Below are 23,170 nucleotides of genomic sequence, written 5' to 3' on the forward strand. Positions count from 1 at the left end.
CGCTGAGAAGGGCGGGAACGGGTGGAGCACGAGTTCTCGGCGAGTCTGACCACACTGCTGCTGGTGCTGGTCGCCGCGGTGGTGGCGCCGCTGATCGCCGACGTGGCGGCGCGCTGGGTGATCCTGCCGGGCGTGGTGCTGGAGATCGGCCTGGGCATCGTGTTGGGGCCCTCCGGCACCGGCCTGGTCCAGGAGAACGACATCATCACCGCGACGTCGAGCATGGGCCTGGCCCTGCTGATGTTCATGGCCGGATACGAGATCGACCCGGCGCGCGTGAGCGGCGGGCCGCTCAAGCGGGCGGCCGGCGCGTGGCTGTGCTCGCTGGTCCTGGGGCTGGCCGTGGCCTGGCTGGTGGTCGACGGGGCGCAGACCGTCCTGCTGATCGGTCTGGCCATGACCACCACCGCCCTGGGGACCGTCCTGCCCATCCTGCGCGACTCCGGCGTGCTGGGCACGCGCCTGGGCGACCGGGTCCTGGCCGCCGGGACCGTCGGCGAGTTCGCACCGATCGTGGTCATCGCGCTGCTGCTCAGCGGGTACCGGCCGCTGACCGGATCACTCCTGCTGCTGGCGTTCTTCGCGGTCGCCGGCTTCGCCGCCTGGCGGATGGGCACGCGCACCTACCCCCGCCTCCAGCGGCTCGTGCGGGCCACGCTGGGGACCAGTGCGCAGGTGGCGGTCCGGCTGTGCCTGCTAGTGGTGGTCTTCATGCTCTGGGTGGCGTCGAGCCTGGGCCTGGACACGGTGCTGGGCGCCTTCGCCGCGGGGATGATCGTGCGGCTGATGCTGGCCAACAACCACCCCGGCGAGGCCGAGGAGGTCGAGAAGCGGCTGACGGCGGTCTCCTACGGGTTCTTCATCCCGGTGTTCTTCGTGGTCACCGGGGTGCGCTTCGACCTGGGCGCCCTGCTGTCCGAGGTGGGGGCGATCCTGACCGTTCCGTTGTTCCTCGTGCTGTTCCTGGTCGTGCGCGGCCTGCCGGTGTGGCTGTTCTCGCGCGAGGGCCTCCCCGGGCGCCAGGGGCCGGCGCTCGCGCTGTTCTCCTCGACAGCGCTGCCGATCCTGGTGGTCCTCACCACCATCGGCACCCAGGCCGGGGACATGGACAGCGCACACGCCGCGGCCCTGGTCGGTGCCGGCATGCTCTCGGTCCTGGTCTTCCCGCAGGTCGCCCTGGTCCTGGTGGGACGGGAGCGGGTCCGGTCCTCGGCCCCGCCCGCGGGCGGCCCCGAAGGTGAGTAGGTGTACTCAGGCGCACCGCGCCGGGGCGGGCCAGGATGGACCCATGAGCATTCCCACCCCCCAGGCCCGGACCACCCCGCAGTTCTACCTCCAGTCGATCATCGCCTTCGCCGTCTCGACCATCGGCGTCACCGCGGGCATCGCCTACCTGCCCGTCGACCTGTGGATGCGCGCCTTCCTCGGGATGAGCGTCCTGTTCGTGATCACGGCGACCTTCACCCTCGCCAAGTGCGTGCGTGACCGCCAGGAGGACGTCCTGGCCGCCGAGCAGGCCCAGTACTATCAGCAGCTGCCGATCTGGAACGGCGCGGAGCAGCAGCCCGCGCAGCGTTCGTGAGCCGGCGCCGCCGCGCGTGCCACGCGGCGGCGCGTCTCGGACGTGCAGGGATCGTGCCGGCGGTCAGGCGTTGGGCGGAAGAGCGGTTCCAGCGCCCCGCCGGCGCGCCTTGAGCAGGTCGTGGCGCTCCCTGGGGAGCGTGGGCTCTCCCGCGCTCTGGATCTCGAACCCGGCGTCCTCGATCATCTCCCGGTCGGCGCTGCCCGCCTGACCCTCGCTGGTGAGGTAGTCGCCGAGGAAGAGCGAGTTGACCACGTGCAGGGCCAGGGGCTGCAGCGAGCGCAGGTGGATCTCGCGGCCGCCCGCCAAACGCACCTCCACGTCGGGGAAGACCAGGCGGGTGGCGGCCAGGATCCGCAGGCAGCGCTGCGGGGTCAGTTCCCAGGTGCCCTCCAGCGGCGTGCCGTCGAAGGGCATCAGGAAGTTGACGGGCACCGAGTCCGGCTCCAGCTCGCGCAGGGCGAACAGGGCGTCCACGAGGTCGTCGTCGCTCTCCTTCATCCCCGCGATCAGTCCCGAGCAGGGGGAGAGCCCGGCGTGCTTGGCCTGCTCCACGGTGTCCACCCGGTCGGCGAACTCGTGCGTGGTGCAGATGTCGGCGTAACGCTCCTCGGAGGTGTTGAGGTTGTGGTTGTAGGCGTCGGCGCCCGCCTCGCGCAGCCGGTCGGCCTGGCCCTGGGAGAGCAGGCCCAGACAGGCGCACACCTCCACCCCGGGGTGCTGTTCCTTGATGTCGGAGATGGTGGGGGCGAGCCGTTCCACGTCACGGTTCGTGGGGCCGCGGCCGCTGGCCACCAGGCACACGCGCGAGGCGCCCGCCTCCACGCCCGCGGACACGGCCTTGGCCGTCTCGTCGGGCTTGAGCCAGGTGTACTTGACGATCTCCGCTTCGGAGCCCAGGCGCTGTGAGCAGTAGAAGCAGTCCTCGGGGCAGAGCCCGCTCTTCATGTTGACGAGGTAGTTGAGTTTCACCCGGCGGCCGAAGTAGCGCAGCCGGACCTTGAACACGGCGGCGACCAGGTCCATGAGGTCGTCGTCCGAGCTGGAGAGGACTGCGAGGAGTTCGGCGCGGGTGGGGAGCTGACGTCGCAGGGCCTTCTCGGCCAGGGGCTGGAATGTCGTCACGGGGACGATCCTGTCGGCAGAGCCGACCGAGCACAGCCCTCGAACCCGCCAAAAAACGCGGCCCGAGTCTTGTACGGGCCCGTGGCCGCGGCGGAGCCGCCCGGCCCCGGCCATGGTCAACGAACGATCCGAACTTGTCCCAAGGGTGTTGCGCGACCGGACTCCGGCCCGCTTCTGCCGCACCCTGGAGCCGTGGCGCGCCCATCGGTGCGTGCCGGGGAGGGGGCAGCAAGGTGAGCGACGCAGACGGGAAGTCGACAGGGTCCTCCGTCGAGGGGGAGGTGAACATCGTCCATGTGACGCTGATCGCCGCCGCCGCGGCGATGGGCGGATTCCTGTTCGGCTACGACAGCGCCGTGATCAACGGCGCGGTGGACGCGATCCAGCACAGGTTCGGGGTGGGCCCGGCCACGCTCGGCTTCACGGTCGCCGCCGCGCTGCTGGGCAGCGCCGTGGGCGCCGCCACCGCGGGTTGGCTGGCCGACCGGCTCGGCCGTATCCGCGTCATGCAGATCGCGGGCCTGCTGTTCGCGGTGAGCGCGGTGGGGTCGGCACTGCCGTTCTCGGTGTGGGACCTGACGTTCTGGCGGGTGCTGGGCGGTGTGGCCATCGGTATGGCGTCGGTGATCGCGCCGACCTACATCGCCGAGGTCTCTCCGGCGGCCTTCCGCGGGCGGTTGGCCGCACTGCAACAGCTCGCGATCGTCCTGGGCATCGCCATGTCGCAGCTGGTCAACTACGCCGTGGCACAGGGCGCGGGCGGCAGCGCCCAGAACGAGATCGGGCCACTGGAGGCCTGGCAGTGGATGCTCGGCATCGAGGTGCTGCCCGCGCTGCTCTACATCGGGTTGAGTCTGACCATTCCCGAGTCGCCCCGATTCCTGGTGCGGGTGGGGCGCACACCGCAGGCCCGCCGCATCCTGGAGGAGGTGGAGGGCGGCGACCGCGCCCATGTGGACCGGCGTATCGAGGAGATCCACGAGGCCCTGGGCACCGAGCGGCGTCCGCGGCTGCGCGACCTGACGGGCCGCTTCGGCCTGCTGCCCATCGTGTGGATCGGTATGGCGATCTCGGCCTTCCAGCAGCTGGTCGGCATCAACGTGATCTTCTACTACTCCAGTTCGCTGTGGCAGTCGGTCGGCGTGGCCGAGAGCGACTCCCTGCTGCTGAGCCTGTTCACCTCCGTGGTCAACATCGTGGGTACGGTCATCGCGATCACCCTGGTGGACCGGATCGGGCGCAAACCCCTGCTGCTGGTGGGCTCGGCCGGCATGGCCGTGGCCCTGGGCCTGACCGCCTACGCGTTCAGCAACGCGGTGGTGGTGGGCGAGGAGGCCTCGCTGTCGTTCGGCTGGGGTGTGCTGGCGCTGGTCTCCGCCAGTTCCTTCGTGCTGTTCTTCGCCCTGTCGTGGGGTGTGGTGGTGTGGGTGCTGCTGGGCGAGATGTTCCCGCTGCGGATCCGCGCCGCCGCCATGGCCGTGGCCACCGCCACCCAGTGGATCACCAACTGGCTGATCACGGTGACCTTCCCCAGCCTGCGCGACTGGAACCTGAGCGGCACGTACGTCGTGTACTCGCTGTTCGCCCTGCTGTCGTTCTTCTTCGTGTGGCGGTTCGTGCGTGAGACCCGCGGCAAGACCCTGGAGGAGATGCAGGGTTAGGCCTTCGTCCCGTGCAGGGCGAGCGCGCGCCCGCTCCCTGGAGGGGAGCGGGCGCCGGGTGCCTACGTCACCGCGGTCCCGGTGAACATCTCACGCACCTCCTCGGCGGTCGTCTCCCGTAGTTCCTCGTCCAACGACAGCCAGCGGGTGATCCCGACCGACTCCAGGAACCGCAGGTCGTGGCCAGCGATCAGGAGTGCGCCCCGGTAGGCCTCCAGGGCGTTGGTCAGCTGCCGCACACTGGACAGGTCCAGGTTGTTGGTGGGCTCGTCCAGCATCAGCAGCTGCGGCGCCGGAGAGGCCAGCATCGTCGCCGCCAGGGAGGCCCGGAAGCGTTCGCCTCCCGACAGTGTCCCCGCCATCTGCGCGGCCCGGCTCCCCTTGAACAGGAAGCGGGCCAGCTGGGCCCGGATGTGCTGGTCGTCCACGCCAGGGGCCGTACGGGAGACGTTCTCGGCGATGCTCAGCGTCTCGTCCAGGACGTCCAACCGCTGGGGCAGGAACCGCGTCGGCACGAAGACCTCGACCTCGCCCTCCGCCGGAGGCTGCTGCCCGGCGATGGCACGCAGCAGCGTGGTCTTGCCCGCGCCGTTGCGCCCCACCAGGGCGATCCGTTCGGGTCCGCTCACCAGCAGATCCCCCGAGACCAGCCGGCCGAACCGGGGGCGCACACCGCTCAGGCGGAGCACGGACCGGCCGCTCGGCACCTCGGTGTGCGGCAGGTCCACCTTGATCTCGGCGTCGTCGCGCACCGCCTCGGACGCCTCCTCACGCCGCTCGCGCGCCTCGTCGAGCCGCTCCTCGTGTACACCCCGGAGTTTGCCCGCGGACTCCTGGGCCGCCCGCTTCAACGCGCCCTGGACGATCTTCGGAATGCCGCGCTCCGCGGCCGCCTTCTTGGCGGTGCGCCGGCGCCGGGCCAGCTTGATGTGCGTCTCCTCCAGTTCACGCTTCTGCCGCCGCAGGTCGGCGTCGGCGGCCCGCAGGGTGCGTTCGGCCGCCTCCCGCTGGACGGCGAGGGCCTCCTGGTAGGCGCTCCAGGCGCCCCCGTGGACGGTGACCGACCCGGTGCGCAGCTCGGCGATGCGGTCCACGCGCTCCAGGAGTTCCAGGTCGTGGCTGACCACGACCAGGGAGCCCGAACGCCACGCCTCCACGGTGTCGTAGAGCCGGCGACGTGCGAACAGGTCGAGATTGTTGGTGGGCTCGTCGAGCAGGAGCACGTCGGGGCGCTCCAACAGGACCGTGGCCAGGCGCAGCAGGACGGTCTCTCCGCCGGAGAGCCGGCCCACGGTGCGGTCCAGTTCGATCCCGCCCAGGCCGAGCGACCCCAGGGTGGCCAGCGTGCGCTCCTCGATGTCCCAGTCGTCGCCGACCGTCTCGAAGTGCCGTTCGGAGGCGTCCCCGGACTCGATGGCGTGCAGGGCGGCGCGCTTGTCGGCGATGCCCATCGCCTGGTCGACTCTCATGCCGGTGTCGAGAATGACGTTCTGCGGCAGGTAGGCCAGGCTGCCGCCGATGGTCACCGACCCCCGGGACGGGCGCAACCGCCCCGCCAACAGCCGGAGCAGGGTGGACTTGCCGGCGCCGTTGGTGCCGACCAGGCCGGTGCGGCCCCGGCCCAGGGTGAGCGACAGGCCGTCGAAGACGGTCGTGCCGTCCTTCCACTGGAAGGACAGGTCGGAGCAGGCGACGGCGGCGGTCGCGGTGGTGCTGGTTTTCGACATGGGTGTTCTCGCAGACGGAAGCGGTGTGGAAAGGGCTTCGTATGCGAGCACCACGCGGCCATCGGCCGGGAGAGCGGCGAGAGAGTCCTGGACGAGACGGGACGGCTCATGCACCAAGGTTCCATACACGCGACGGACAGGCCGGATACCGGCGCCGTACCGCGTGATGATCGCGAACCTAGATGCGCAACGTCCACCTCGATCGGAGACAACAGGACGTGCACGACCCTACCCACTGCGCGCCGGGTGTCAACCGTCGCCGGAGTGTGATGTGGGGCCGTGCGGCTCGTGGAGGCGGCAGGCAGGTCGGGGGTCGTCGGGACGCGGCTCAGAACTCTTCGAGGTCGACCTTGCGCTGGAGGTACTCCTCGCGGCTGATCTCACCGCGGGCGTAGCGCATCCGCAGCTCCTGCGCCGCGGCGTCCAGCGGCGGGGGAGCGGGGCTCGGCGGAGTGGGCGGAGCGGGGTCGATGGGTCGTCCGCCGACGTTCCGCCGCAGGGCCCGGCCGACCTCGGTGACGGCGAGCACGAAGCAGAGGGCCAGACCCAGGACGACCACGATCGAGATCGCGGCGACGAAGACGTTCACCGTTGCGACTCCTTCGGCTGTGGGGCGGGCCGGCCTGCCCCGCCTCCCTCCTGTCTACTCCCCCTCCGGGCCCGCCGCCAGGGTCCGGCCGCCATTCGGCGCGGACTGGCGCGCCCGCCACCTCCCGAACGCCGTAACCTGGAATGTCGCCATCCGTAGGCCGGTCGAGAAGGGGCGGGATGCGCGTTCTCCTCGTGGACAACCACGACTCGTACACGTTCAACGTCTTCCAGCTCCTCGCCCGCGTGCTCGGTGAGGAGCCCCGGGTGCTGACCAACGACGCCCCGGAGTGGGCCGACCTCGATCCCGCCTCCCTGGACGCCGTGGTCGTCTCCCCGGGGCCGGGCCGCCCGCAGACCGCCCGCGACCTCGGCCGGGTCCCCGCCCTGTTGGAACACACCGGCCTTCCGGTCCTGGGGGTGTGTCTGGGCCACCAGGCCATCGCGCACCTGGCCGGGGCCCAGGTCTCCTCGGCCCCCGAGCCCCGCCACGGCCACCTGACCCGGGTCCGGCACGACGGAACGGGACTCTTCGCCGACCTCCCGCAGGACTTCACCGCCGTGCGCTACCACTCGTTGGCCGTCCCCGAACCCCTGCCCGAGACGCTGGTGGCCACCGCGTGGGCCGAGGACGGCGTGGTCATGGGCCTGCGCCACCGGGACCTGCCGCGCTGGGGCGTGCAGTTCCACCCCGAGTCGGTCGCCAGCGAGCACGGCGCCGACCTGGTCGCCAACTTCCTGGCCCTGGCCCGGCAACATCGCGGGGCGGCAGGTGGCGCCGTCGGCCGGGGGATCCACGCGCAGGAGTTCCCGGAGGCCGTGGCCGCGACCGCCCCCGCGCCCGGGATCCGCTCTGTGACACTGCCGTACGCCGTGGACACCGAGCGCGCCTACGCCCACCTGTACTCCGAGGCGGAGTACGCCTTCTGGTTGGACAGCTCCCGTCCCGAGGGCCCCGCCCGCTTCTCCTTCCTCGGCGACGCCTGCGGCCCCACCGCCGAGGTGCTCACCTACGACGTCGGTGACGAGGGTGTGCGTGTACGGACCGCCGCCGGAACACGGACGGAGCCCGGGGACGTCTTCGAGGCGCTGGACCGCCGCACCGGCCGCACACCGGGGGAGAGCGGCCTACCCTTCGGCTTCACCGGCGGCTACGTCGGCTACCTGGGCTACGAGCTCAAGGCGGACTGCGGGGCCGCCCGGGCCCACACCGCCGCCACCCCGGACGCGGTGTGGATGCGCTGCGACCGCTTCGTCGCCGTCGACCACCACGAGAACCGCACGTACGTGGTGTGCGCGGACCAGGCCCCCGACGCCCGGGAATGGCTCGAGGCCACCCGCGACGCGCTGGCGGACCTGCCCCCGCTCCCCGAACCCGCTCCCCCCGCCGTGCCCGTCGACCTGCCCGCCCTGCTCGAGCATCCGCGCCAGCGGTACGTGGACGGCGTCAAGGCCTGCCTGGGTCACCTCACCGACGGCGAGAGCTACGAGATCTGCCTGACCAACCGGGTGCGTCTGCCCGACCTCGGAGGGGGAGACGAACTGGACTTCTACCGCCGCCTCCGAGCCGCCAGCCCCGCTCCGTACGCCGCCCTGCTGAGGGTGGGCGGCGTGAGCGTGCTGAGTGCCTCGCCCGAACGCTTCCTGCGCGTGGACTCCGACCGCGTGGCGGAGAGCCGTCCCATCAAGGGCACCGCGCCCCGCCACCCCGACCCGGCCGCCGACGCCCGGGCCGCCGCCGACCTGCGCGCCGGCGCCAAGACCCGCGCCGAGAACCTGATGATCGTGGACCTGCTCCGCAACGACCTCGGGCGGGTGTGCGAGGTCGCGAGTGTGGACGTGCCCGCCTTCATGTACACCGAGTCCTACGCCACCGTGCACCAGTTGGTCTCCACCGTCCGGGGGCGGTTGCGTCCCGAGGTGTCCACGCTGGGGGCCGTTCGCGCCTGCTTCCCGGGAGGATCGATGACCGGCGCCCCCAAACTGCGCACGATGGAACTCATCGACCGGCTGGAGTCCTCGGCACGGGGCGTGTACTCGGGCGCGCTCGGCTACGTGTCGCACACGGGAGAGGCGGACCTGAGCATCGTCATCCGCGCCGCCGTGCGGGTCGGGGGAGCGGGAGGAGAGGTCACGGTCGGTGCCGGAGGAGCGATCGTCCTGGACTCCGATCCCGAGGACGAGTACGAGGAGATGCTGCTCAAGGCCGGTGTGCCGGCCCGCGGCCGGTGATCCCGGCGCCCGCGCGAGCGCCCCGGACCGAACCGGGAAAAGGGCTTGCCCGCGCGCCCGGCAGGCCCGAGGCTTGTCGCCCATGGAGATCCCTCGACACCAGATCCGCGCCGGATTCACCAATGTTCGGCGAATAGGCCCGGGCGTTCACGCCCGGGAGGAATCGCCCCGCTCGCGGACTGGGTCAGTGCCACGGGGGTTCCTCTGACAGGTTTTCCGGTTCGGCCCACCGCCGACGCCGGGGTTCGTTAACGTGTTCGAATATGAAGGTGGTCGTTCGGGTGAAGCTGTTGCCCTCGCCTGAGCAGGCGCGGGCGCTTCAGGCGACCCTGGGCGCCTGTAACCGGGCGGCGAACGCCGCCTCCCGGGTGGCGTTCGACACCGGTGCCACTCACAAGTACGCCCTCCAGCAGCGCGTCTACACGGCTTTGAAGGCGGAGTTCGGGTTGTCGGCGCAGCCGGCGGTGCGGGTGATCGGCAAGGTCGCCGACGCCTACACCACCCGCACCACCCACCTGCGCAACGGTCTACTGGGCCGAGAGGGGGCCAAGCGCCGGGAACGGGCCGAGTCCACCCCGATCCGGTTCCGACCCGACGCGGCCCAGCCCTTCGACGCGCGGTGCCTTTCCTGGCAGGTGGATACCCGCACGGTCTCGATCTGGACCACCCAGGGCCGGATGAAGGACCTGGCCTTCACCGGCTCACCCGACCAGCTCAAGACGCTGGCTGAACACCGCCAGGGCGAGAGCGACCTGATCGTCCAGGACGGGGTGTGGTTCCTTGCCGCCACGTGTGAGGTGCCCGAGAAGGCGCTCAACACCGACCCGGTGGGGTTCGTGGGGGTGGATCTGGGGATCGTGGAGATCGCCACCACCTCTACCGGCCAACGCCACGCGGGCCGGGCACTCAACCGGTACCGCAGGCGTCAGAACCGCCTTCGGGCCAAACTACAGAAGAAGAACACCAAGAGCGCCAAACGCGTGCTCAAGCGCCTACGCCGCCGGGAGACGAGGCGGGCGAAGGACGTCAACCACCGGATTTCGAAGAGCATCGTGGAGCGGGCCGAACGCACCGGCCACGGCATCGCCCTGGAGGATTTGAAGGGCATCCGTGGCCGGGTACGGCAGGCCAAACGACAACGCGCCGCCTTGCATTCGTGGAGTTTCGCCCAGTTGCGGGACTTCATCACTTACAAAGCACGCAGGGCAGGAGTGCCGGTGGTCGTGGTCGACCCGGCCTACTCCTCGCAGTCGTGTTCGGAGTGCGACCACACCAGCAGACGCAACCGGCCTTCCCGGGCCGTGTTCGCCTGCACGGAGTGCGGTGTGGTGTTGCACGCCGATACCAATGCTTCCCGCAACCTCGCCCGCAGAGGCGTAGTTGTGTGGAACGCGGGGCGCTACGTCAGCCGCCCCCGCCCCTCTTGAACGAGCGGGCTGGACGCGGGAGGCCTCCCACCACCCAGGCGGGCCCCTACCTGCAAGATCCTGTGGCTTCAGCCACAGGTAGTTGACCGATGACACGGTCACCGTGTACCAGGCCTACCACCCGGCCATCGGCGGCCCCGCCGTCCGCGACGGCCGCTTCCCGTCCTCGTGGAAGCGCGAGCGGATGACCTGGATCAAGCCGTCGTTCCTGTGGATGATGTACAGGTGCGGCTGGGGTCAGAAGCCCAACCAGGAGACGGTCCTGGCGATCGAGGTCACCCGTGAGGGCTTCGAGTGGGCACTGCGCCACGCGTGCCTGTCGCACTTCACCGCCGACGTGCACGCCGACCACGACGAGTAGAAGCGCCGGCTGCGCGAGAACCCCGCCCGTGTGCAGTGGGACCCCGAGCGCGACCTGCACCTGCGTCCTCTGGGCCACCGCTCCCTCCAGCTGGGGCTGGCCGGGGAGTCCACGCGCCGCTACGCCGACGAGTGGGCGTTCTCCTTAACCGACGTGACCGAGCTGGCCCACGAGGTCCACGCCCTGGTCCGAGCGGACGACTTGGAGGGCGCGACGCGCCTGCTGCCGCAGGAGCGCCCCTACCCGATCGAGGAGCGGGCCCTGGACCACCTGCGCCCGGCCCCGGCGTGAGCACCCCGGACATGCCGAAGGTCCCACCGATGTGACTCGATGGGACCTTCGACGTGCGAGACCAATACGGCGGTCGCCTCTCGGCAAGGGGCACAACGCGGTTCCTGCCGCCCGGTCGCCCCGTAGGACGCCGGACGCGGTATTCCGTGAAGGCTGTGTGTGAGCCCGGGGGACACTTTCTACCGCACTGGCCTGCGAAGGGTGTAACCAGGAGGGGGCGCCGGGTATTCCGGGGCCCGGCACCCGGCACCGCGCGCTCACTCGAACACGGGCCCGCCCTCGCGGACCAGGCGCCAGTTCGGCGTGTGGAAGTCGGCCGGGTCGATCGTGCCGGTCTCCGTGGCGTGGTCGATCAGGGCCTGGCGCACCTCGATCTGCTCGTTGTAGACCACCGGGGCGTCGGCGATGTGCGGGAAGCCGCCGCCACCGGACTGGCGGTAGTTGTTCACCGCCATGACGAAGCGCTGGTCGTCGGCCACCTCCGCCCCGTCCAGGGTCAGCGAGGTGATCCGCTGCCCCGGGGACCGTGAGATGTCGATCTCGTACTCCAGCCCCGCGACCTGGTCGAAGTTGTAGTCCGGTGTGCCGCCCGCGTTCGTGATCCGCTCGGGGTCCACCTCCGCCCCCGGCGCGACCTGTTCGAAGTACCGGGCGGAGAACTCCAGGTACGCGCGCACCTGGGCGCCGGTGAGCTCGCTGGCCAGGAGCGTGTTGTCGTAGATGTACAGACCGGCCATGTCGCGGATGCTGACGTCGCCGGCCGGGAAGACCGCCGAGCGGCTGAAGGGCGCCGCGATGGAGATGACGGGCAGGTCGCCCTCCGGGGTCCCAGCCAGGGCCGCGCGGACCGTCTCGATCTGCACGTGCTGGATGTAGTCCACGATCGCGGTGTCCGTCCAGCACGCCCGTGCCGCGCTCAGCTCCTCGGTGGAGGTCGCGATCACCTGGTTGACGTAGTCCACGGCGGTTGCGTGCTGGCCCTCGACCGCCGCCACGACGTCCGGGTCCTCCTCGACGGTGTTGGCGTCGAGGGCGACCGCGCTCTTGGACACGACCCGCCACCGGCCGCGCTCGCGGCGCAGCGCCAGGTCCATGACCGACAGGCGCCGCCCCCAGTAGGAGGGCATCGACATCAGGACGTCCTCGCCCGTGACGCGGTTGGTCACGAACCGCTCCGGCACGTCCCGGTGGGCGTGCCCGAAGAGGATCGCGTCGATGCCGGGGACCTCCTCGGCGACCATGGCCGAGGCGTTCTCCACCGGCAGCCCCTCGCCGTAGGAGGAGGTGCCGCTGTCGCCGGAGTGGGCGCTGACGATGACGATGTCGGCGCCCTCGGCGCGCATGATCGGCACCCAGTGGGCGGCGGTCTCCACCAGGTCGCGGAACTCCAGCTCGCCCTCGACGTGCCGGCGGTCCCAGATGATGGATCCGGGGTTGGTCAGCCCCAGCACACCGACCACCAGCGGCTGCCGGCCGGGTTTGTTCGTGCAGGTCACCCGCATGCGCTTGAGGACGTAGGGCTTGTAGGCGGGGTCGTCGGTGCCGTGGTGGACGGCGTTGGCGCCCAGGACGGGGGCGTCCATCTGCTCGATCCAGGCGTCCAGGTGCGCGAGGCCGTAGTTGAACTCGTGGTTGCCCAGGGCCACGGCGTCGTAGCCGACGGCGTTCATCGCCCGCGCCATGGGGTGGGTCTCACCGGTCTCGGTGAAGGGCTCCACGGTGTTGTAGTACGTGGCCAGGGAGGAGCCCTGGATGGTGTCTCCGGAGTCGAAGAGCAGGGTGTTGTCCGTCCCCCGCTCGGCCCGCACCTGCTTGATCAGGCTGGCGGCCTTGGCGATGCCGATGTGGTCGCCGTCGCCGTTCTCGTACTCCGCGTTCTTGAAGTAGTCCCAGTTCAGGCAGTAGCCGTGGAGGTCGGACGTGCCCATGACGGTGATGAGGGCGTCGCGGGCGGAGGAGGCGGCGGCGGTGCCGGGCCACCCGGCCAGGGCCAGCGCGCCGGCGGCGCCGAGCCCGCCGATCGCACCGCGTCGGGAGAGGGGGGAGTCCGCGGCCATGGTGGTTCTACCTCCGGGGGTTCGGGGAAGCGGGAGCGCTTCAGGTTAGTGAGACGTGCCGCGGTACGGAAGTGCACCGGTGTTAACAATCGGTGCACCCTCCGCGCCCGTCGGGTGCACGCTGTCCCATCAGCCGCCCTGGAGACCGCTCCGGCGGCCGCTACCGGCCGGAGCCGCCGGAGCTGCCGGGGCTGGCGTGCCACAGCCCGCGCGGGGGCGCGGTGACCGGGGGCAGGTCGGCGTAGGGGGAGACGCGGAACCCGCTGGAGTAGCGGATCCGGCGCCCGCCCACGCCCCGGGAGGCCCGGACCGACCCCTGGGGCCGTAGCGCGTCGGCCAGGCCCTCGGCTCCGGACTCATGCCACGCTTCGCCGAGCTCGCCCAGGTCGTAGGCGTGGGAGGCGGTCACGGTGGCCATCCCCGACCCGGACCGGCGCACCCTGCCGCGCACGGCCAGCAGCCAGGACCCGAACACGGTGGCCGCGCACCGGTCCTGCACGGACTCGAAGAAGGTCAGGTCCACCAGCCCGGTCGCGTCGTCCAGGGTGGTGAAGATGATCCGCTGCCCCGACCGCACCGCCGGGGTCTGGGTGGCCACCTTCACCCCCGCCACCAGCACCTCCTGCCCGTTGGGGACCAGGTGCAGGTCGCGGGCGGGGACCAGGCGGTGCCCGGCGGCCAGGGCGGCCAGCAGTTCGGCGTGCCCGTCCAGCAGGTGCCGGTCCACCTCGTACCCCAGCACCTCCAGTTCGGCGCGCACGCGTTCGTCCTCGCTCATCTCCGGCAGCGTCCCCTGCGCCGGGGCGGCCCCCGTCATCGGCAGGGGGATCTGGCCGCTGTCGGTACTGGTGCGGCCCGCGCGTTCCAGGGCGCTGACCTGGAGGAGGAGGTCGCGGCGGTGGGGTGCGGCGGGGTCGGAGCCGATCCGGTACAGCGCGTCGAAGGCGCCCACCCTGACGAGGTTCTCCAGCACGTCGCGGGACAGGCGGGCCCGGTTGGCGGCGTCGGGCAGCGAGTGGAAGGGGCGTTCGGCCAGGATCCGGGCGATCTCGGCCGCGGTGATCCCCCTGACGTCGGCCAGGGAGGCGCGCACGCCCCAGGTGCCGTCCACGTCCTCCACCCTCCACTGGTCCTCCGAGCGATCGATGTCCACGCCCAGTACGGGGACGCCGAAGCGGCGGGCGTCGTCGATGATGGCGCGGCGCGGGTACATGCCGGGGTCGTGGGTGAGGACCCCGGCGTAGAAGGCGGCGGGGTGGTGGCGTTTGAGCCAGGCCGACTGGTAGGTGGGCAGGGCGAACGCGGCCGCGTGGGCCTTGCAGAAACCGAAGGAGCCGAAGGAGGACAGGATCTCCCAGACCCGTTCGACGATCCGCGGGTCGTGCCCGCACTCGTCGGCCATGGTGGTGAAGGTCCGCTGCACCTGGGCCCGGCCCTCCTCGGTACCGAGCCGGCGGCGCATCGACTCGGCCTGGTCGAGGCCGCAGCCGGTCATGGCGTGCAGGGTCCCGATGACCTGTTCGTGGAAGATCACGACCCCGCCGGTCGGGGCGAGCAGGTCGGTCAGGACGGGGGAGGGGTGGATCGGCGGGCTCAGGCCGTCGCGGGCGGCCAGGTAGGGGGTGATCATGTCGCTGCCGACGGGACCCGGCCGGAACAGGGAGATGTCGCAGATCAGGTCGTCCATGTCGGCGGGCCGCAGGCGGCTGACGAGTTCGCGCTGGCCGGGCGACTCGATCTGGAAGCAGCCCAGGGTGGCCGAGGAGGAGATCATCCGGTACGTGGACTCGTCCTGGGGCAGGGTGTCCAGGTCCAGGTGCTCGCCGGTGGTGCGCGCCACCTCGTCGCGGGCGTGGGACATGGCCGACTGCATGCGCACACCGATGACGTCGAGTTTGATCAGCCCCATCTCCTCCACGTCCTCCTTGTCGAACTGGACCATGGGGTAGCCGGCGCGGCTGGGTTCCAGGGGCGTGCGCTCGCGCAGGGTGGAGCCGGAGACGACCAGGCCGCAGGGGTGCATGGCGATGTGGCGGGGCAGGCCGTCCAGGCTCTCCGCGAGTCGGAAGAGGGTCTGGGCGGCGGCCGAGCCCAGGCCGGTGCCCTGGAAGCCGCGCAGTTCGGGCAGGTCCTGGGCGGCGGAGCGGATGCGGCGGGCGCGCACGTGGGGGAAGGCCTTGGCCAGGGCGTCGATCTCGTGCGGGGGGATCCCCATCGCGGCGCCGACGTCGCGGATGGCGCTGCGGGCGCGGTAGGTCTCCATCATGGACACGCAGGCGGTGTCGGGGTAGGCGGCGAAGACCGCGTCGTAGGCCTCCAGCCGGCGGGCGGACTCCACGTCCAGGTCGATGTCGGGCAGGCCGACGCGGCTCTGGCTGAGGAAGCGCTCCATGAGCAGTCCGTGGTCCAGGGGGTTGATCGCGGAGATGCCCAGCAGGTGGTTGACCAGGCTGCCGGTGCCCGATCCGCGGATGGAGCACCGGATGCCCTTGTCGCGGATGCGTGCGGCGGCGTCGGCGACGGTGAGGAAGTAGGCCGACAGGCCCTTGTTCTCGATGACCTCCAGCTCGCCGGCCAGGCGGTGCACGGCGGCGGGGTCGCGGTGCAGGCCGAGCCGGTGCAGGCCCTCGTCGCAGTCGCGCCAGAGCCGGTCGCGTGGGTCATGGACGTCGGGCAGGTGGGCGCGGTCCATGCCCAGGTCGGCGTCGGGGTCCATGGCGCAGGAGGCGGCCAGGGCGTTGGTGTGGGCGATCAGGCGGCGGGCGGCGGTGTCGTCGTCTCCGCACAGGCGCCGGGCGACCTCCAGCATCTGCGCGCCGCTCTTGAGGTGGGCCTGGGCGGTGGCGGGCCCGGGCCGGGTCCCGCCGGGCAGCCAGCGGCGGGCCTCGTCCAGGACGTGGGCGACCTCGGCGTCGGTGGAGCGGGGGTAGCGGACGGCGTTGGTGAGCACGGCCAGGGTGCGGGTCCGGGCGGCCAGGTCGAGGAGGGCCTGGGCGGTGTGCCGGTGGCCGGGGGTGTAGTGGTCGACGAGTTCGATCACCGTCTCGGCGGTGGCGCGCCAGCGGTCCAGGAGGCGGTGGGCGAGGCCGGGCCGGCCCTGGGCCATGGCGGTGCCGACGTCGGACTCGGGGCCGAGCAGGACGACGAGGCCGTCGGCGTGCCGGGCCAGGGAGTGGAGGGACAGGGCGGGGGTGTCGGCCGAGGTGTCGTGGGCCTGGGTGACCAGGCGGCACAGGGAGGCCCAGCCGCGCCGGCCGCGGGCCAGGAGGGTGACGCGGCCGCCGTCGGGCGCGGCCACGGCCAGGTTGCAGCCCAGGACGGGGCGCAGGCCCGCCTTCTGGCAGGCGCGTACGTGTTTGACCATGCCGTAGACGCCGTCGCGGTCGGTGAGGGCGAGCAGACCCATGTCGAGTTCCGCGGCGCGTTCGACGAGCCGCTCGGGCGGGGTGGTGCCGTAGCGGGCCGAGGCCGAGGAGACGACGTTCAGGTGCGCGAAGTCCGCGTGCCCGTGGGCCTGCGGCATGTGGTTCCTCCCCTGGGTGGTGCACCGGGTTCGGCACGGGTGCTGTTGTGACCCATGGGGAAGAAGTGCCGAAATCGAACTTATGTACGAATCATAGCTCGGATCGTCGCGAACACAAACCCCTGACCTGCCCAAACGCAAAACCGGGTGGCGCGGGGACGGTCGTCCGGCGCAGGATGGCCGACAGGGCAGGGGATCCCGCCGCCGAGGGAGGACGTGCGCACACGGGTCGGAACGAGGGCATCGACGACGGCGAGGGCACGGACGGCAGCGAGGACGTCGAACAGGCGGTCGCCGCGGAACTGCGCCTGCTCGATCCCGGAGTCCGCACCTCGCCGGACCTGGCCGCGCAGCTGCTCCACCCCGACTTCAGCGAGGTCGGCCGGTCCGGGCGGCGCTGGGGCCGGGCGTCGATCCTCGCGGCGCTGCCGACCATGGCCGGGTCGACCGGCCAGGACCGCGTCCGGGTCGACGGAATGTCGGGGCGCTCGCTCGCCCCGGGCGTCGTGCACCTGACCTACGCGACCGAGGCCGCAGGCGTGCGGGCCCGGCGCAGTTCGCTCTGGGTCAGGGACGAGGGCGGTGCCTGGCGCGTGCTGTACCACCAGGGCACGCCCACGCGTCCGCACGGGTGAGGGCGCGGCCCGGAATCAGGTGAGTTCGAGTCCGCCGTCGATGGTGAGGACCTGCCCGGTGAGCCAGGTCGTTCCCGGGTCGGCGAGCCGCAGTACCCACTGGGCGACCTCGTCGGGTTCACCGCGGCGGCCCAGCGGGATCTGAGCGGCCTCACTCTCCTTGACCCGGGCCACGTCGGCCTCGGTGAGCCCGGCTGCCGACAGTGCCTCGCTCTCGGTGGGGCCCGGCGCCAGGGCGTTGACCCGCACCCCCTCGGGGGCCAGTTCCAGCGCCCAGCAGCGCGTCAACTGCTCGATGGCGGCCTTGGAGGCGGCGTAGTGGGCGGCGCCGGGCATCGGCCGGTGGCCATAGGTGCTGGAGACGTTGACGATCGTCCCCCTCTGGTCGCGCAGGTGCGGCAGGGCCGCGGCGGCCAGGAGGCTGGGGGCGGTGACGTTGAGCGCGAACAGCGCGGCGACGCGGTCCGCGTCGGTTTCGGCCAGCGGCATCATCGCGGTGGCACCGGCGTTGTTGACGAGCACGTCGATGCGGCCCCACCGTTGCGTCGCGGCCCGCGCCACCTCGGCGGGGGCGTCAGGGGCGCGCAGGTCGGCGGGGTGGGCGACGATGCCGGGGTGGTGGGCGGCGGTGGCCTGGAGCGCCTCGTGGCGCCGGCCCACCCCCAGGACTCGGGCTCCGGCGCGGGCCAGGGCGATCGCGGTGGCGCGACCGATGCCCGATCCGGCGCCGGTGACGATGGCGACCCGGCCGGTGAGGTCGGTGTGCTGGTGGTCCTGCTGCGTCTCGGTCAACTCGACTCCTTTGTTCGTTGTTCGTCGAACATCGAACAAGCTAGCATGGAGGCATGAGACGCGCACGCCACCCGGTGGCCGAGGAACTGTCGTTGCCCGACGTGATGGCGGCGCTCAGCGATCCGTTGCGCATCGGGCTCGTTCGGGTGCTCGCCGACGGCGCCGAACGCGGCTGGGGGGAGTTGCGGGCGCCGGTGGCCAAGTCGACGCTCAGCCACCACCTGCGGGTCCTGCGCGATGCGGGGGTGACCCGCACCCGCCAGGAGGGCACCCGTTGCTTCGTCACGCTGCGCCGCCAGGACCTGGACGAGCGCTTCCCCGGGCTGGTCGGGGCTCTGCTGGGAGCGGCCGGCGCCGAGGACGTGGGCGGCGGCGTCCACCTCGCCCCCGGCACCGACTCCTCGGCCGCTTGCCGCTGACGGCCGGCCACCGGTCACCCGGTGTCCGCCGCACTCTCACGCCCGCGGAGTGAAGGACTCCAGGGTCTCGTGGACGACGCGCTCGTAGGAGCCGCGCTCGCTCTGCGGCCCGTACCAGGCGATCCAGTACGCCATGGTCCCGTCCGACTCCGCGACGTGGATCTGGAGGGCGAGGCTGAACCGCTCGGTCTCCTGCCAGCCGAACATCTCGGCCGTGTTGTCCAGGCCCGTGTAGGTGTCCTCGAACATCGCGGCGTCCCAGCCCCCGGGTACGTCGGCGTAGTCCGCCGGGTCGAGTTCCTCCTGGTCCCAGTCCTCGAACCCGAGCTCGGCCGCGGCCTCGTTCCAGGCCTCGACCGCCTCCGTGCCGGCGTCCTCGTGGGTCGGGCCGCTGTACCAGCCGACGGCCATCGCCGTCTCGGGGAAGTCCTCGTCCCCGTCGGGCGGGAGGAAGTGCACCGCGCCCCAGGACGCGTGCGGCTCGATCTCCTCCTCCACCGCCCATCCCCGCGGATGGTCCACGGTGACCCGGTCGCCCTGGTAGCGCTCGTACTCGACGGAGAGGGCGCGGGGGACGAGCAGGTAGACGACCAGCCCCACCGCCAGGAACGCGGCGACGGTCGCCGAGCCCGCGATGAGCGGGATCCGGCCGCGTCCGTCGGAGGCGTTCTGGGGGCTGACCATGGCGGCCCTTCCGTTGGGGGAGCGACAACGGGCGAGCCTAACAAACGCGTCCGGAGCGCCACGGCCGCGTGCGGCGCGGATCCGGTCCGCCGTGGCCCCGCCCTCCCTCCCCGCACCTCTTGACCGGAGTGACCTGCATCACTTACGTTCGCTCTCGGAACACTCGTTCGCAACACGTACAACTTCGGGTCGTCGTGGAAGCCACGCGCCACACCCCCGCCCGGTCCCCGGACCGCCAGGCGCGACACCCCCCGACCGCCGACCGACTCAGGAGCGACACATGCGTCCACACATGAGCGCCCTCGGCGCCGCCACCGTCCTGCTCCTCGCGACGGCCTGCGGCGGCGCGGGCCAGGACGAGACCGGCGACGGCGGACTGCGCGAGGTCACCGCCGGAGCCATCCCCATCGTCGACGTCGCACCCCTGCACCTGGGAGTGGAACAGGGGTTCTTCGCCGAACGCGGCATCGACCTGACCATCGAGCCCGGCTCCGGCGGCGCCGCCGCCATCCCCGGCGTGATCAGCGGCAACTTCGAGTTCGCCTTCGGCAACGTCGTCTCCCTGCTCGTGGCCCGCGACAACGACATGCCCCTGAAGGTCTTCTCCAACGGCGTGGCCACCAACGGGGAGCAGGGCGCCGACTTCAGCGGCGTGTTCGTCCTCGACGACAGCCCCGTGGAGACCGCCGCCGACCTGGAGGGCCTCACCGTCGCCGCCAACAACCTGCTCAACATCGGCGACACCACCGTCCGCGAGTCCGTGCGCCAGGCCGGCGGCGACCCCTCCACCGTCGAGTTCGTCGAGATGGCCCTGCCCGACATGGCCTCCGCCCTGGAGAACGAGCAGGTCGACGCCGTCTGGCTGGTCGAGCCGTTCACCACGATGGCCATCGAGGCCGGCCACCGCGAGATCGCCTCCAACTTCGTCGACACCCACCCCGAACTGACCGTGGCGACCTACTTCACCTCCGAGCAGATGATCGCCGAGGAGCCCGAGCTCATCGACGACCTCGACGCCGCCCTGCGCGAGTCCCTCGCCTACGCCGAGGCCAACCCCGACGAGGTCCGCCGGATCGTCACCACCTACACCGAGATCGACGAGGAGCTCCTGGACCAGGTCCGGATGCCCCGCTGGCCCGCCGAGGTCAACGAGGAGTCCATCGGCGTCCTGGCCGACCTCATGGTCCAGGACGGGATCGTCGACTCCGAGCCCGACCTGACCGCCCTGTACCGCTGACCCCGGGAGCCACCACGTGCCCGACCACCACCGGCCCCCCGCGACGGTCCGCGACCACACCCTGCGACTCCTGCGCGAGCTCGGCCTGACCACGGTCTTCGCCAACCCCGGGTCCACCGAGGTCCCCTTCCTGGTGGACCTGCCCGACGACATCGACTTCGTCCTGGGCCTGCACGAGGGCTCCGTCGTGGGCATGGCCACCGGCTGGGCCCTGGCCCGCGAGCGCCCCGCGCTCGTCCAGCTGCACACCACGGCCGGGCTCGGCAACGCCGTCGGCGCCCTGGCCACCGCCCGCGTCAACCGCGCTCCGCTCGTGGTCCTGGTCGGCCAGCAGGACCGGCGCCACCTCGCGCACGAGCCCTTCCTGGCCGGACACCTGGAGGGTCTGGCCGGGGACTACCCGGTCGCCGTCCACCAGCCGGTACGCGCCCAGGACGTGCCCGGCGCCGTGGCCCGCGCCCACCACGAGGCGGTCCAGGGCCGCGGGCCCGTGCTCGTGGTGGTCTGCATGGACGACTGGGCCCGGCCGATGGACCCCGACCAGCCCCGCGCCGCCCCCGCCCGGGTGGCGCGCCCGCTACACGTGGCCCCCGACGACGCGGCCGCCACCGAGATCGCCGCCTTCCTGGACGGGGCGCGCTCCCCGGCGCTGGTCGTGGGCGCGGGCGCCGACAGCGCACCCGCCTGGCGGGCGCTGACCGACCTCGCCGAGCGGCTGCGCGCACCGGTCTTCCAGGAGAGCTTCGGTGCCCGCGCCGGGTTCCCCCAGGACCACCCCCTCTTCGCGGGCCACCTGCCGGCCGAGCGCTCCCGGCTGCGCGCGGCCCTGCGCGGACACGACGCCGTCCTGGTGGTCGGCGCCCCCGCGCTGCGCCAGTACATCTACGCCGACGGCCCGCTCGTGGACCCCGGGACCCGGCTGGCCATGGTCGGTGACGATGACGGCGAGGCCCACCGCGGAGCGGCCGACCTCGCCGTCATCGCACCCGTGGCCGCCTTCACGGCCGCGGTGGCCGCCCTGGTGGACGACCGCACGAACGCTCCCGCGCCGACCCGCTCCGGTCCGGCGGCGGGTCCGGACCGGGAGGTACCGGCGCCGCCCGCCGAGGGCGAGCCCCTGCGCCCGGCACACGTCCTGGCGGCGCTGGCCGCACGGGTCGGCCCGGACACCGCCGTGGTCGAGGAGACCCCCTCCAGCCGGCCGCGGCTGCACCGCCTGCTGCCCGCCCGCGCGCCCCTGGGCTTCCTGTCGGCGGCCATGGGCGGCCTGGGCTTCGCGCTGCCCGCGGCGACCGGCCTGCGCATGGCCGCCCCGACCCGCCCGGTGGTGGCGGTGGTCGGCGACGGCTCGGCCCTCTACCAGGTCCAGGCCCTGTGGAGCGCCGCCCGCTACCGTGTCGGTGTGCTCTTCGTCGTGCTCTCCAACGGCCGCTACGCCGTCATGGACCGCCTGGCCGAGCACGGCGGCGGCAAGGCCCCCTGGCCCGACTTCCCCGAGGTGTCGCTGGCCGCGCTGGCCCGAGGGCTGGGCTGCCCGGCCGTCGAGGTCGCCACGCACACCGAACTGTGCCGGGCCCTGGACGAGGCCACCGCCGGCCTGGCCGAGCGCGAGACCCCGCTGCTCCTGGACGTCACCGTCGCCCCCGACCCCGACTTCGCCCCCTGAGCGGGGACCGGGCCGCCCCACCACGAACGGAGAGAGAACGCATGCCACCCACGCCACTGCCGCCCTTCCGCGCCGACCACGTCGGCAGCCTCCTGCGCCCCGAACGCCTGCTCTCCGCCCGCCGCGGCCACGCCGAGGGAACCGTCGGTGACCACGAGCTGCGCACGATCGAGGACGAGTGCGTCCGCGAGGTCGTGCGGATGCAGGAGGACGTCGGCCTGCGCACGGCCACCGACGGCGAGTTCCGCCGCTCCTCGTGGCACATGGACTTCATCTACGCGCTGGGCGGTGTCTCCAAGGTCGAGGACCACCTGACCGTCACCTTCCACAACGAGAGCGGCGACATCGAGTTCACCCCGTCGGGCCTGCGCATCGCCGAGCGCATCCGCTCGGAGGGCACGATCTTCGGCGACGCGTTCTCGTTCCTGGCCGAGACCGTCACCCGCAACACCCCGAAGCTGACCATCCCCTCGCCGAGCATGGTGCACTACCGGGGCGGGTCGGCCGCGATCGACCCGGCCGTCTACCCGGACCAGGAGGAGTTCTGGGCGGACCTGTCTGCGGCCTACGCCGCACAGATCCGGGGTCTGGGGGAGCTGGGCTGCACCTACCTCCAGCTCGACGACACCAGCCTGGCCTACCTCAACGACCCCGACCAGCGCGGCATGCTCGACGGGCGCGGCGACGACAGCGACCGGCTGCACGTGCGGTACATCCGCCAGATGAACGCGGCCCTGGCCGGCCGCCCCGAGGGGATGCGGGTCACCACCCACATGTGCCGGGGCAACTTCCGCTCCTCCTGGGTGGCGCGCGGCGGGTACGACCACGTCGCCGAGGAGCTGTTCAACGAGCTGGCGGTCGACGGGTTCTTCCTGGAGTTCGACGACGAGCGCTCGGGCGGGTTCGAGCCCCTGCGCTTCGTACCCGAGGGCAAGTTCGTCGTGCTGGGCCTGGTCACCACCAAGCGCGGCGAGCTGGAGAGCAAGGACGCGCTCAAGCGCCGGATCGAGGAGGCCGCCCGCCACGTGCCGCTGGAGCAGCTGTGCCTGTCGCCCCAGTGCGGGTTCTCCTCCACCTTCGAGGGCAACGACCTGACCTACGACGAGCAGGTCGCCAAGCTGCGGCTGATCGTGGAGACCGCCGAGGAGGTCTGGGGCTGACCC

The 23,170-nt window shown here is 72.1% G+C and carries 17 protein-coding genes and 1 pseudogene; 11 read left to right on the forward strand and 7 right to left on the reverse strand.

Features of this window, described 5'->3' with window-relative positions:
• Positions 1-21 precede the first annotated feature (21 nt).
• Together HNR10_RS30295 and HNR10_RS30300 are read left to right on the forward strand one after the other, a co-directional pair.
• Positions 22-1,245 (forward strand): cation:proton antiporter, encoded by a 1,224-nt coding sequence (locus HNR10_RS30295; protein ID WP_179829365.1) that lies wholly within the window; start codon positions 22-24, stop codon positions 1,243-1,245.
• A 43-nt stretch (positions 1,246-1,288) separates the two neighbouring features.
• A complete protein-coding gene (locus tag HNR10_RS30300; RefSeq protein ID WP_179829366.1) occupies positions 1,289-1,582 on the forward strand; it encodes a YiaA/YiaB family inner membrane protein in 294 nt (97 codons plus the stop codon).
• A 63-nt stretch (positions 1,583-1,645) separates the two neighbouring features.
• On the opposite strand, the gene bioB is transcribed toward HNR10_RS30300, so the two are convergent.
• Positions 1,646-2,707, reverse strand: coding sequence for a biotin synthase BioB (gene bioB / locus HNR10_RS30305; RefSeq protein ID WP_179829367.1), 1,062 nt, complete (start codon positions 2,705-2,707; stop codon positions 1,646-1,648).
• A 233-nt stretch (positions 2,708-2,940) separates the two neighbouring features.
• Between bioB and HNR10_RS30310 the strand changes: the two genes are divergently transcribed.
• Entirely contained in the window at positions 2,941-4,368 is a 1,428-nt protein-coding gene (locus tag HNR10_RS30310; RefSeq protein ID WP_312889465.1) for a sugar porter family MFS transporter, read from the forward strand.
• 62 nt (positions 4,369-4,430) lie between these two features.
• On the opposite strand, the gene HNR10_RS30315 is transcribed toward HNR10_RS30310, so the two are convergent.
• Positions 4,431-6,095 carry an ABC-F family ATP-binding cassette domain-containing protein gene (locus tag HNR10_RS30315; RefSeq protein WP_179829368.1) on the reverse strand — a complete coding sequence of 555 codons (1,665 nt, stop codon included), beginning with the start codon at positions 6,093-6,095 and terminating at the stop codon, positions 4,431-4,433.
• Between the two features lie 328 nt (positions 6,096-6,423).
• Complete coding sequence (locus tag HNR10_RS30320) at positions 6,424-6,684, reverse strand: SHOCT domain-containing protein (RefSeq protein ID WP_179829369.1); 261 nt, start codon at positions 6,682-6,684, stop codon at positions 6,424-6,426.
• A 179-nt stretch (positions 6,685-6,863) separates the two neighbouring features.
• Between HNR10_RS30320 and pabB the strand changes: the two genes are divergently transcribed.
• The 3 genes and pseudogenes from pabB to HNR10_RS30335 all read left to right on the forward strand — a co-directional run bounded on the left by pabB (position 6,864) and on the right by HNR10_RS30335 (position 10,994).
• Positions 6,864-8,915: an aminodeoxychorismate synthase component I gene (gene pabB, locus HNR10_RS30325; RefSeq protein WP_179829370.1), complete on the forward strand. Its 2,052-nt coding sequence runs from the start codon at positions 6,864-6,866 to the stop codon at positions 8,913-8,915.
• A gap of 263 nt (positions 8,916-9,178) precedes the next feature.
• Complete coding sequence (locus HNR10_RS30330; protein ID WP_179829371.1) at positions 9,179-10,342, forward strand: RNA-guided endonuclease InsQ/TnpB family protein; 1,164 nt, start codon at positions 9,179-9,181, stop codon at positions 10,340-10,342.
• 82 nt (positions 10,343-10,424) lie between these two features.
• Positions 10,425-10,994: pseudogene (locus tag HNR10_RS30335) on the forward strand (DUF4291 domain-containing protein).
• A gap of 257 nt (positions 10,995-11,251) precedes the next feature.
• On the opposite strand, the gene HNR10_RS30340 reads toward HNR10_RS30335, so the two are convergent.
• Together HNR10_RS30340 and HNR10_RS30345 are read right to left on the reverse strand one after the other, a co-directional pair.
• Positions 11,252-13,051 carry a bifunctional metallophosphatase/5'-nucleotidase gene (locus HNR10_RS30340; RefSeq protein ID WP_179829372.1) on the reverse strand — a complete coding sequence of 600 codons (1,800 nt, stop codon included), beginning with the start codon at positions 13,049-13,051 and terminating at the stop codon, positions 11,252-11,254.
• Between the two features lie 160 nt (positions 13,052-13,211).
• Positions 13,212-16,574, reverse strand: a complete 3,363-nt coding sequence (locus HNR10_RS30345; RefSeq protein ID WP_179829373.1) for a DNA polymerase III subunit alpha — start codon at positions 16,572-16,574, stop codon at positions 13,212-13,214.
• 176 nt (positions 16,575-16,750) lie between these two features.
• Between HNR10_RS30345 and HNR10_RS30350 the strand changes: the two genes are divergently transcribed.
• A complete protein-coding gene (locus tag HNR10_RS30350) occupies positions 16,751-17,209 on the forward strand; it encodes a nuclear transport factor 2 family protein (protein WP_179829374.1) in 459 nt (152 codons plus the stop codon).
• A 15-nt stretch (positions 17,210-17,224) separates the two neighbouring features.
• Here HNR10_RS30350 and HNR10_RS30355 read toward each other — a convergent pair whose 3' ends face one another.
• Positions 17,225-18,001, reverse strand: a complete 777-nt coding sequence (locus HNR10_RS30355) for an SDR family NAD(P)-dependent oxidoreductase (RefSeq protein WP_179829375.1) — start codon at positions 17,999-18,001, stop codon at positions 17,225-17,227.
• 53 nt (positions 18,002-18,054) lie between these two features.
• Between HNR10_RS30355 and HNR10_RS30360 the strand changes: the two genes are divergently transcribed.
• Entirely contained in the window at positions 18,055-18,420 is a 366-nt protein-coding gene (locus tag HNR10_RS30360) for an ArsR/SmtB family transcription factor (RefSeq protein ID WP_179829376.1), read from the forward strand.
• 36 nt (positions 18,421-18,456) lie between these two features.
• Here HNR10_RS30360 and HNR10_RS30365 read toward each other — a convergent pair whose 3' ends face one another.
• Positions 18,457-19,104, reverse strand: a complete 648-nt coding sequence (locus HNR10_RS30365) for a hypothetical protein (RefSeq protein WP_179829377.1) — start codon at positions 19,102-19,104, stop codon at positions 18,457-18,459.
• A gap of 280 nt (positions 19,105-19,384) precedes the next feature.
• Here HNR10_RS30365 and HNR10_RS30370 point away from each other — a divergent pair, with 280 nt between their 5' ends.
• From HNR10_RS30370 to HNR10_RS30380, 3 genes are read left to right on the forward strand one after another with little or no spacing between them, the layout of a single operon-like run.
• Positions 19,385-20,341 carry an ABC transporter substrate-binding protein gene (locus tag HNR10_RS30370; protein WP_179829378.1) on the forward strand — a complete coding sequence of 319 codons (957 nt, stop codon included), beginning with the start codon at positions 19,385-19,387 and terminating at the stop codon, positions 20,339-20,341.
• Positions 20,342-20,357: 16 nt separating this feature from the next.
• Complete coding sequence (locus HNR10_RS30375; RefSeq protein ID WP_179829379.1) at positions 20,358-22,007, forward strand: thiamine pyrophosphate-dependent enzyme; 1,650 nt, start codon at positions 20,358-20,360, stop codon at positions 22,005-22,007.
• 41 nt (positions 22,008-22,048) lie between these two features.
• Positions 22,049-23,167, forward strand: a complete 1,119-nt coding sequence (locus tag HNR10_RS30380; RefSeq protein ID WP_179829380.1) for a 5-methyltetrahydropteroyltriglutamate--homocysteine S-methyltransferase — start codon at positions 22,049-22,051, stop codon at positions 23,165-23,167.
• Positions 23,168-23,170 lie beyond the last annotated feature (3 nt).

Source organism: Nocardiopsis aegyptia (genome assembly GCF_013410755.1).
Classification (GTDB): Bacteria; Actinomycetota; Actinomycetes; order Streptosporangiales; family Streptosporangiaceae; genus Nocardiopsis; species Nocardiopsis aegyptia.

What these genes read in the sequence shown, in the direction of transcription:
- HNR10_RS30345 (WP_179829373.1), bottom strand. Translation starts at nt 16,574, where the DNA reads ATGCCGCAGGCCCACGGGCACGCGGACTTCGCGCACCTGAACGTCGTC.
- HNR10_RS30330 (WP_179829371.1), top strand. Translation starts at nt 9,179, where the DNA reads ATGAAGGTGGTCGTTCGGGTGAAGCTGTTGCCCTCGCCTGAGCAGGCG.
- pabB (WP_179829370.1), top strand. Translation starts at nt 6,864, where the DNA reads ATGCGCGTTCTCCTCGTGGACAACCACGACTCGTACACGTTCAACGTC.
- HNR10_RS30350 (WP_179829374.1), top strand. Translation starts at nt 16,751, where the DNA reads ATGGCCGACAGGGCAGGGGATCCCGCCGCCGAGGGAGGACGTGCGCAC.
- HNR10_RS30340 (WP_179829372.1), bottom strand. Translation starts at nt 13,051, where the DNA reads ATGGCCGCGGACTCCCCCCTCTCCCGACGCGGTGCGATCGGCGGGCTC.
- HNR10_RS30360 (WP_179829376.1), top strand. Translation starts at nt 18,055, where the DNA reads ATGAGACGCGCACGCCACCCGGTGGCCGAGGAACTGTCGTTGCCCGAC.
- HNR10_RS30370 (WP_179829378.1), top strand. Translation starts at nt 19,385, where the DNA reads ATGCGTCCACACATGAGCGCCCTCGGCGCCGCCACCGTCCTGCTCCTC.
- HNR10_RS30365 (WP_179829377.1), bottom strand. Translation starts at nt 19,104, where the DNA reads ATGGTCAGCCCCCAGAACGCCTCCGACGGACGCGGCCGGATCCCGCTC.
- HNR10_RS30315 (WP_179829368.1), bottom strand. Translation starts at nt 6,095, where the DNA reads ATGTCGAAAACCAGCACCACCGCGACCGCCGCCGTCGCCTGCTCCGAC.
- HNR10_RS30300 (WP_179829366.1), top strand. Translation starts at nt 1,289, where the DNA reads ATGAGCATTCCCACCCCCCAGGCCCGGACCACCCCGCAGTTCTACCTC.
- HNR10_RS30380 (WP_179829380.1), top strand. Translation starts at nt 22,049, where the DNA reads ATGCCACCCACGCCACTGCCGCCCTTCCGCGCCGACCACGTCGGCAGC.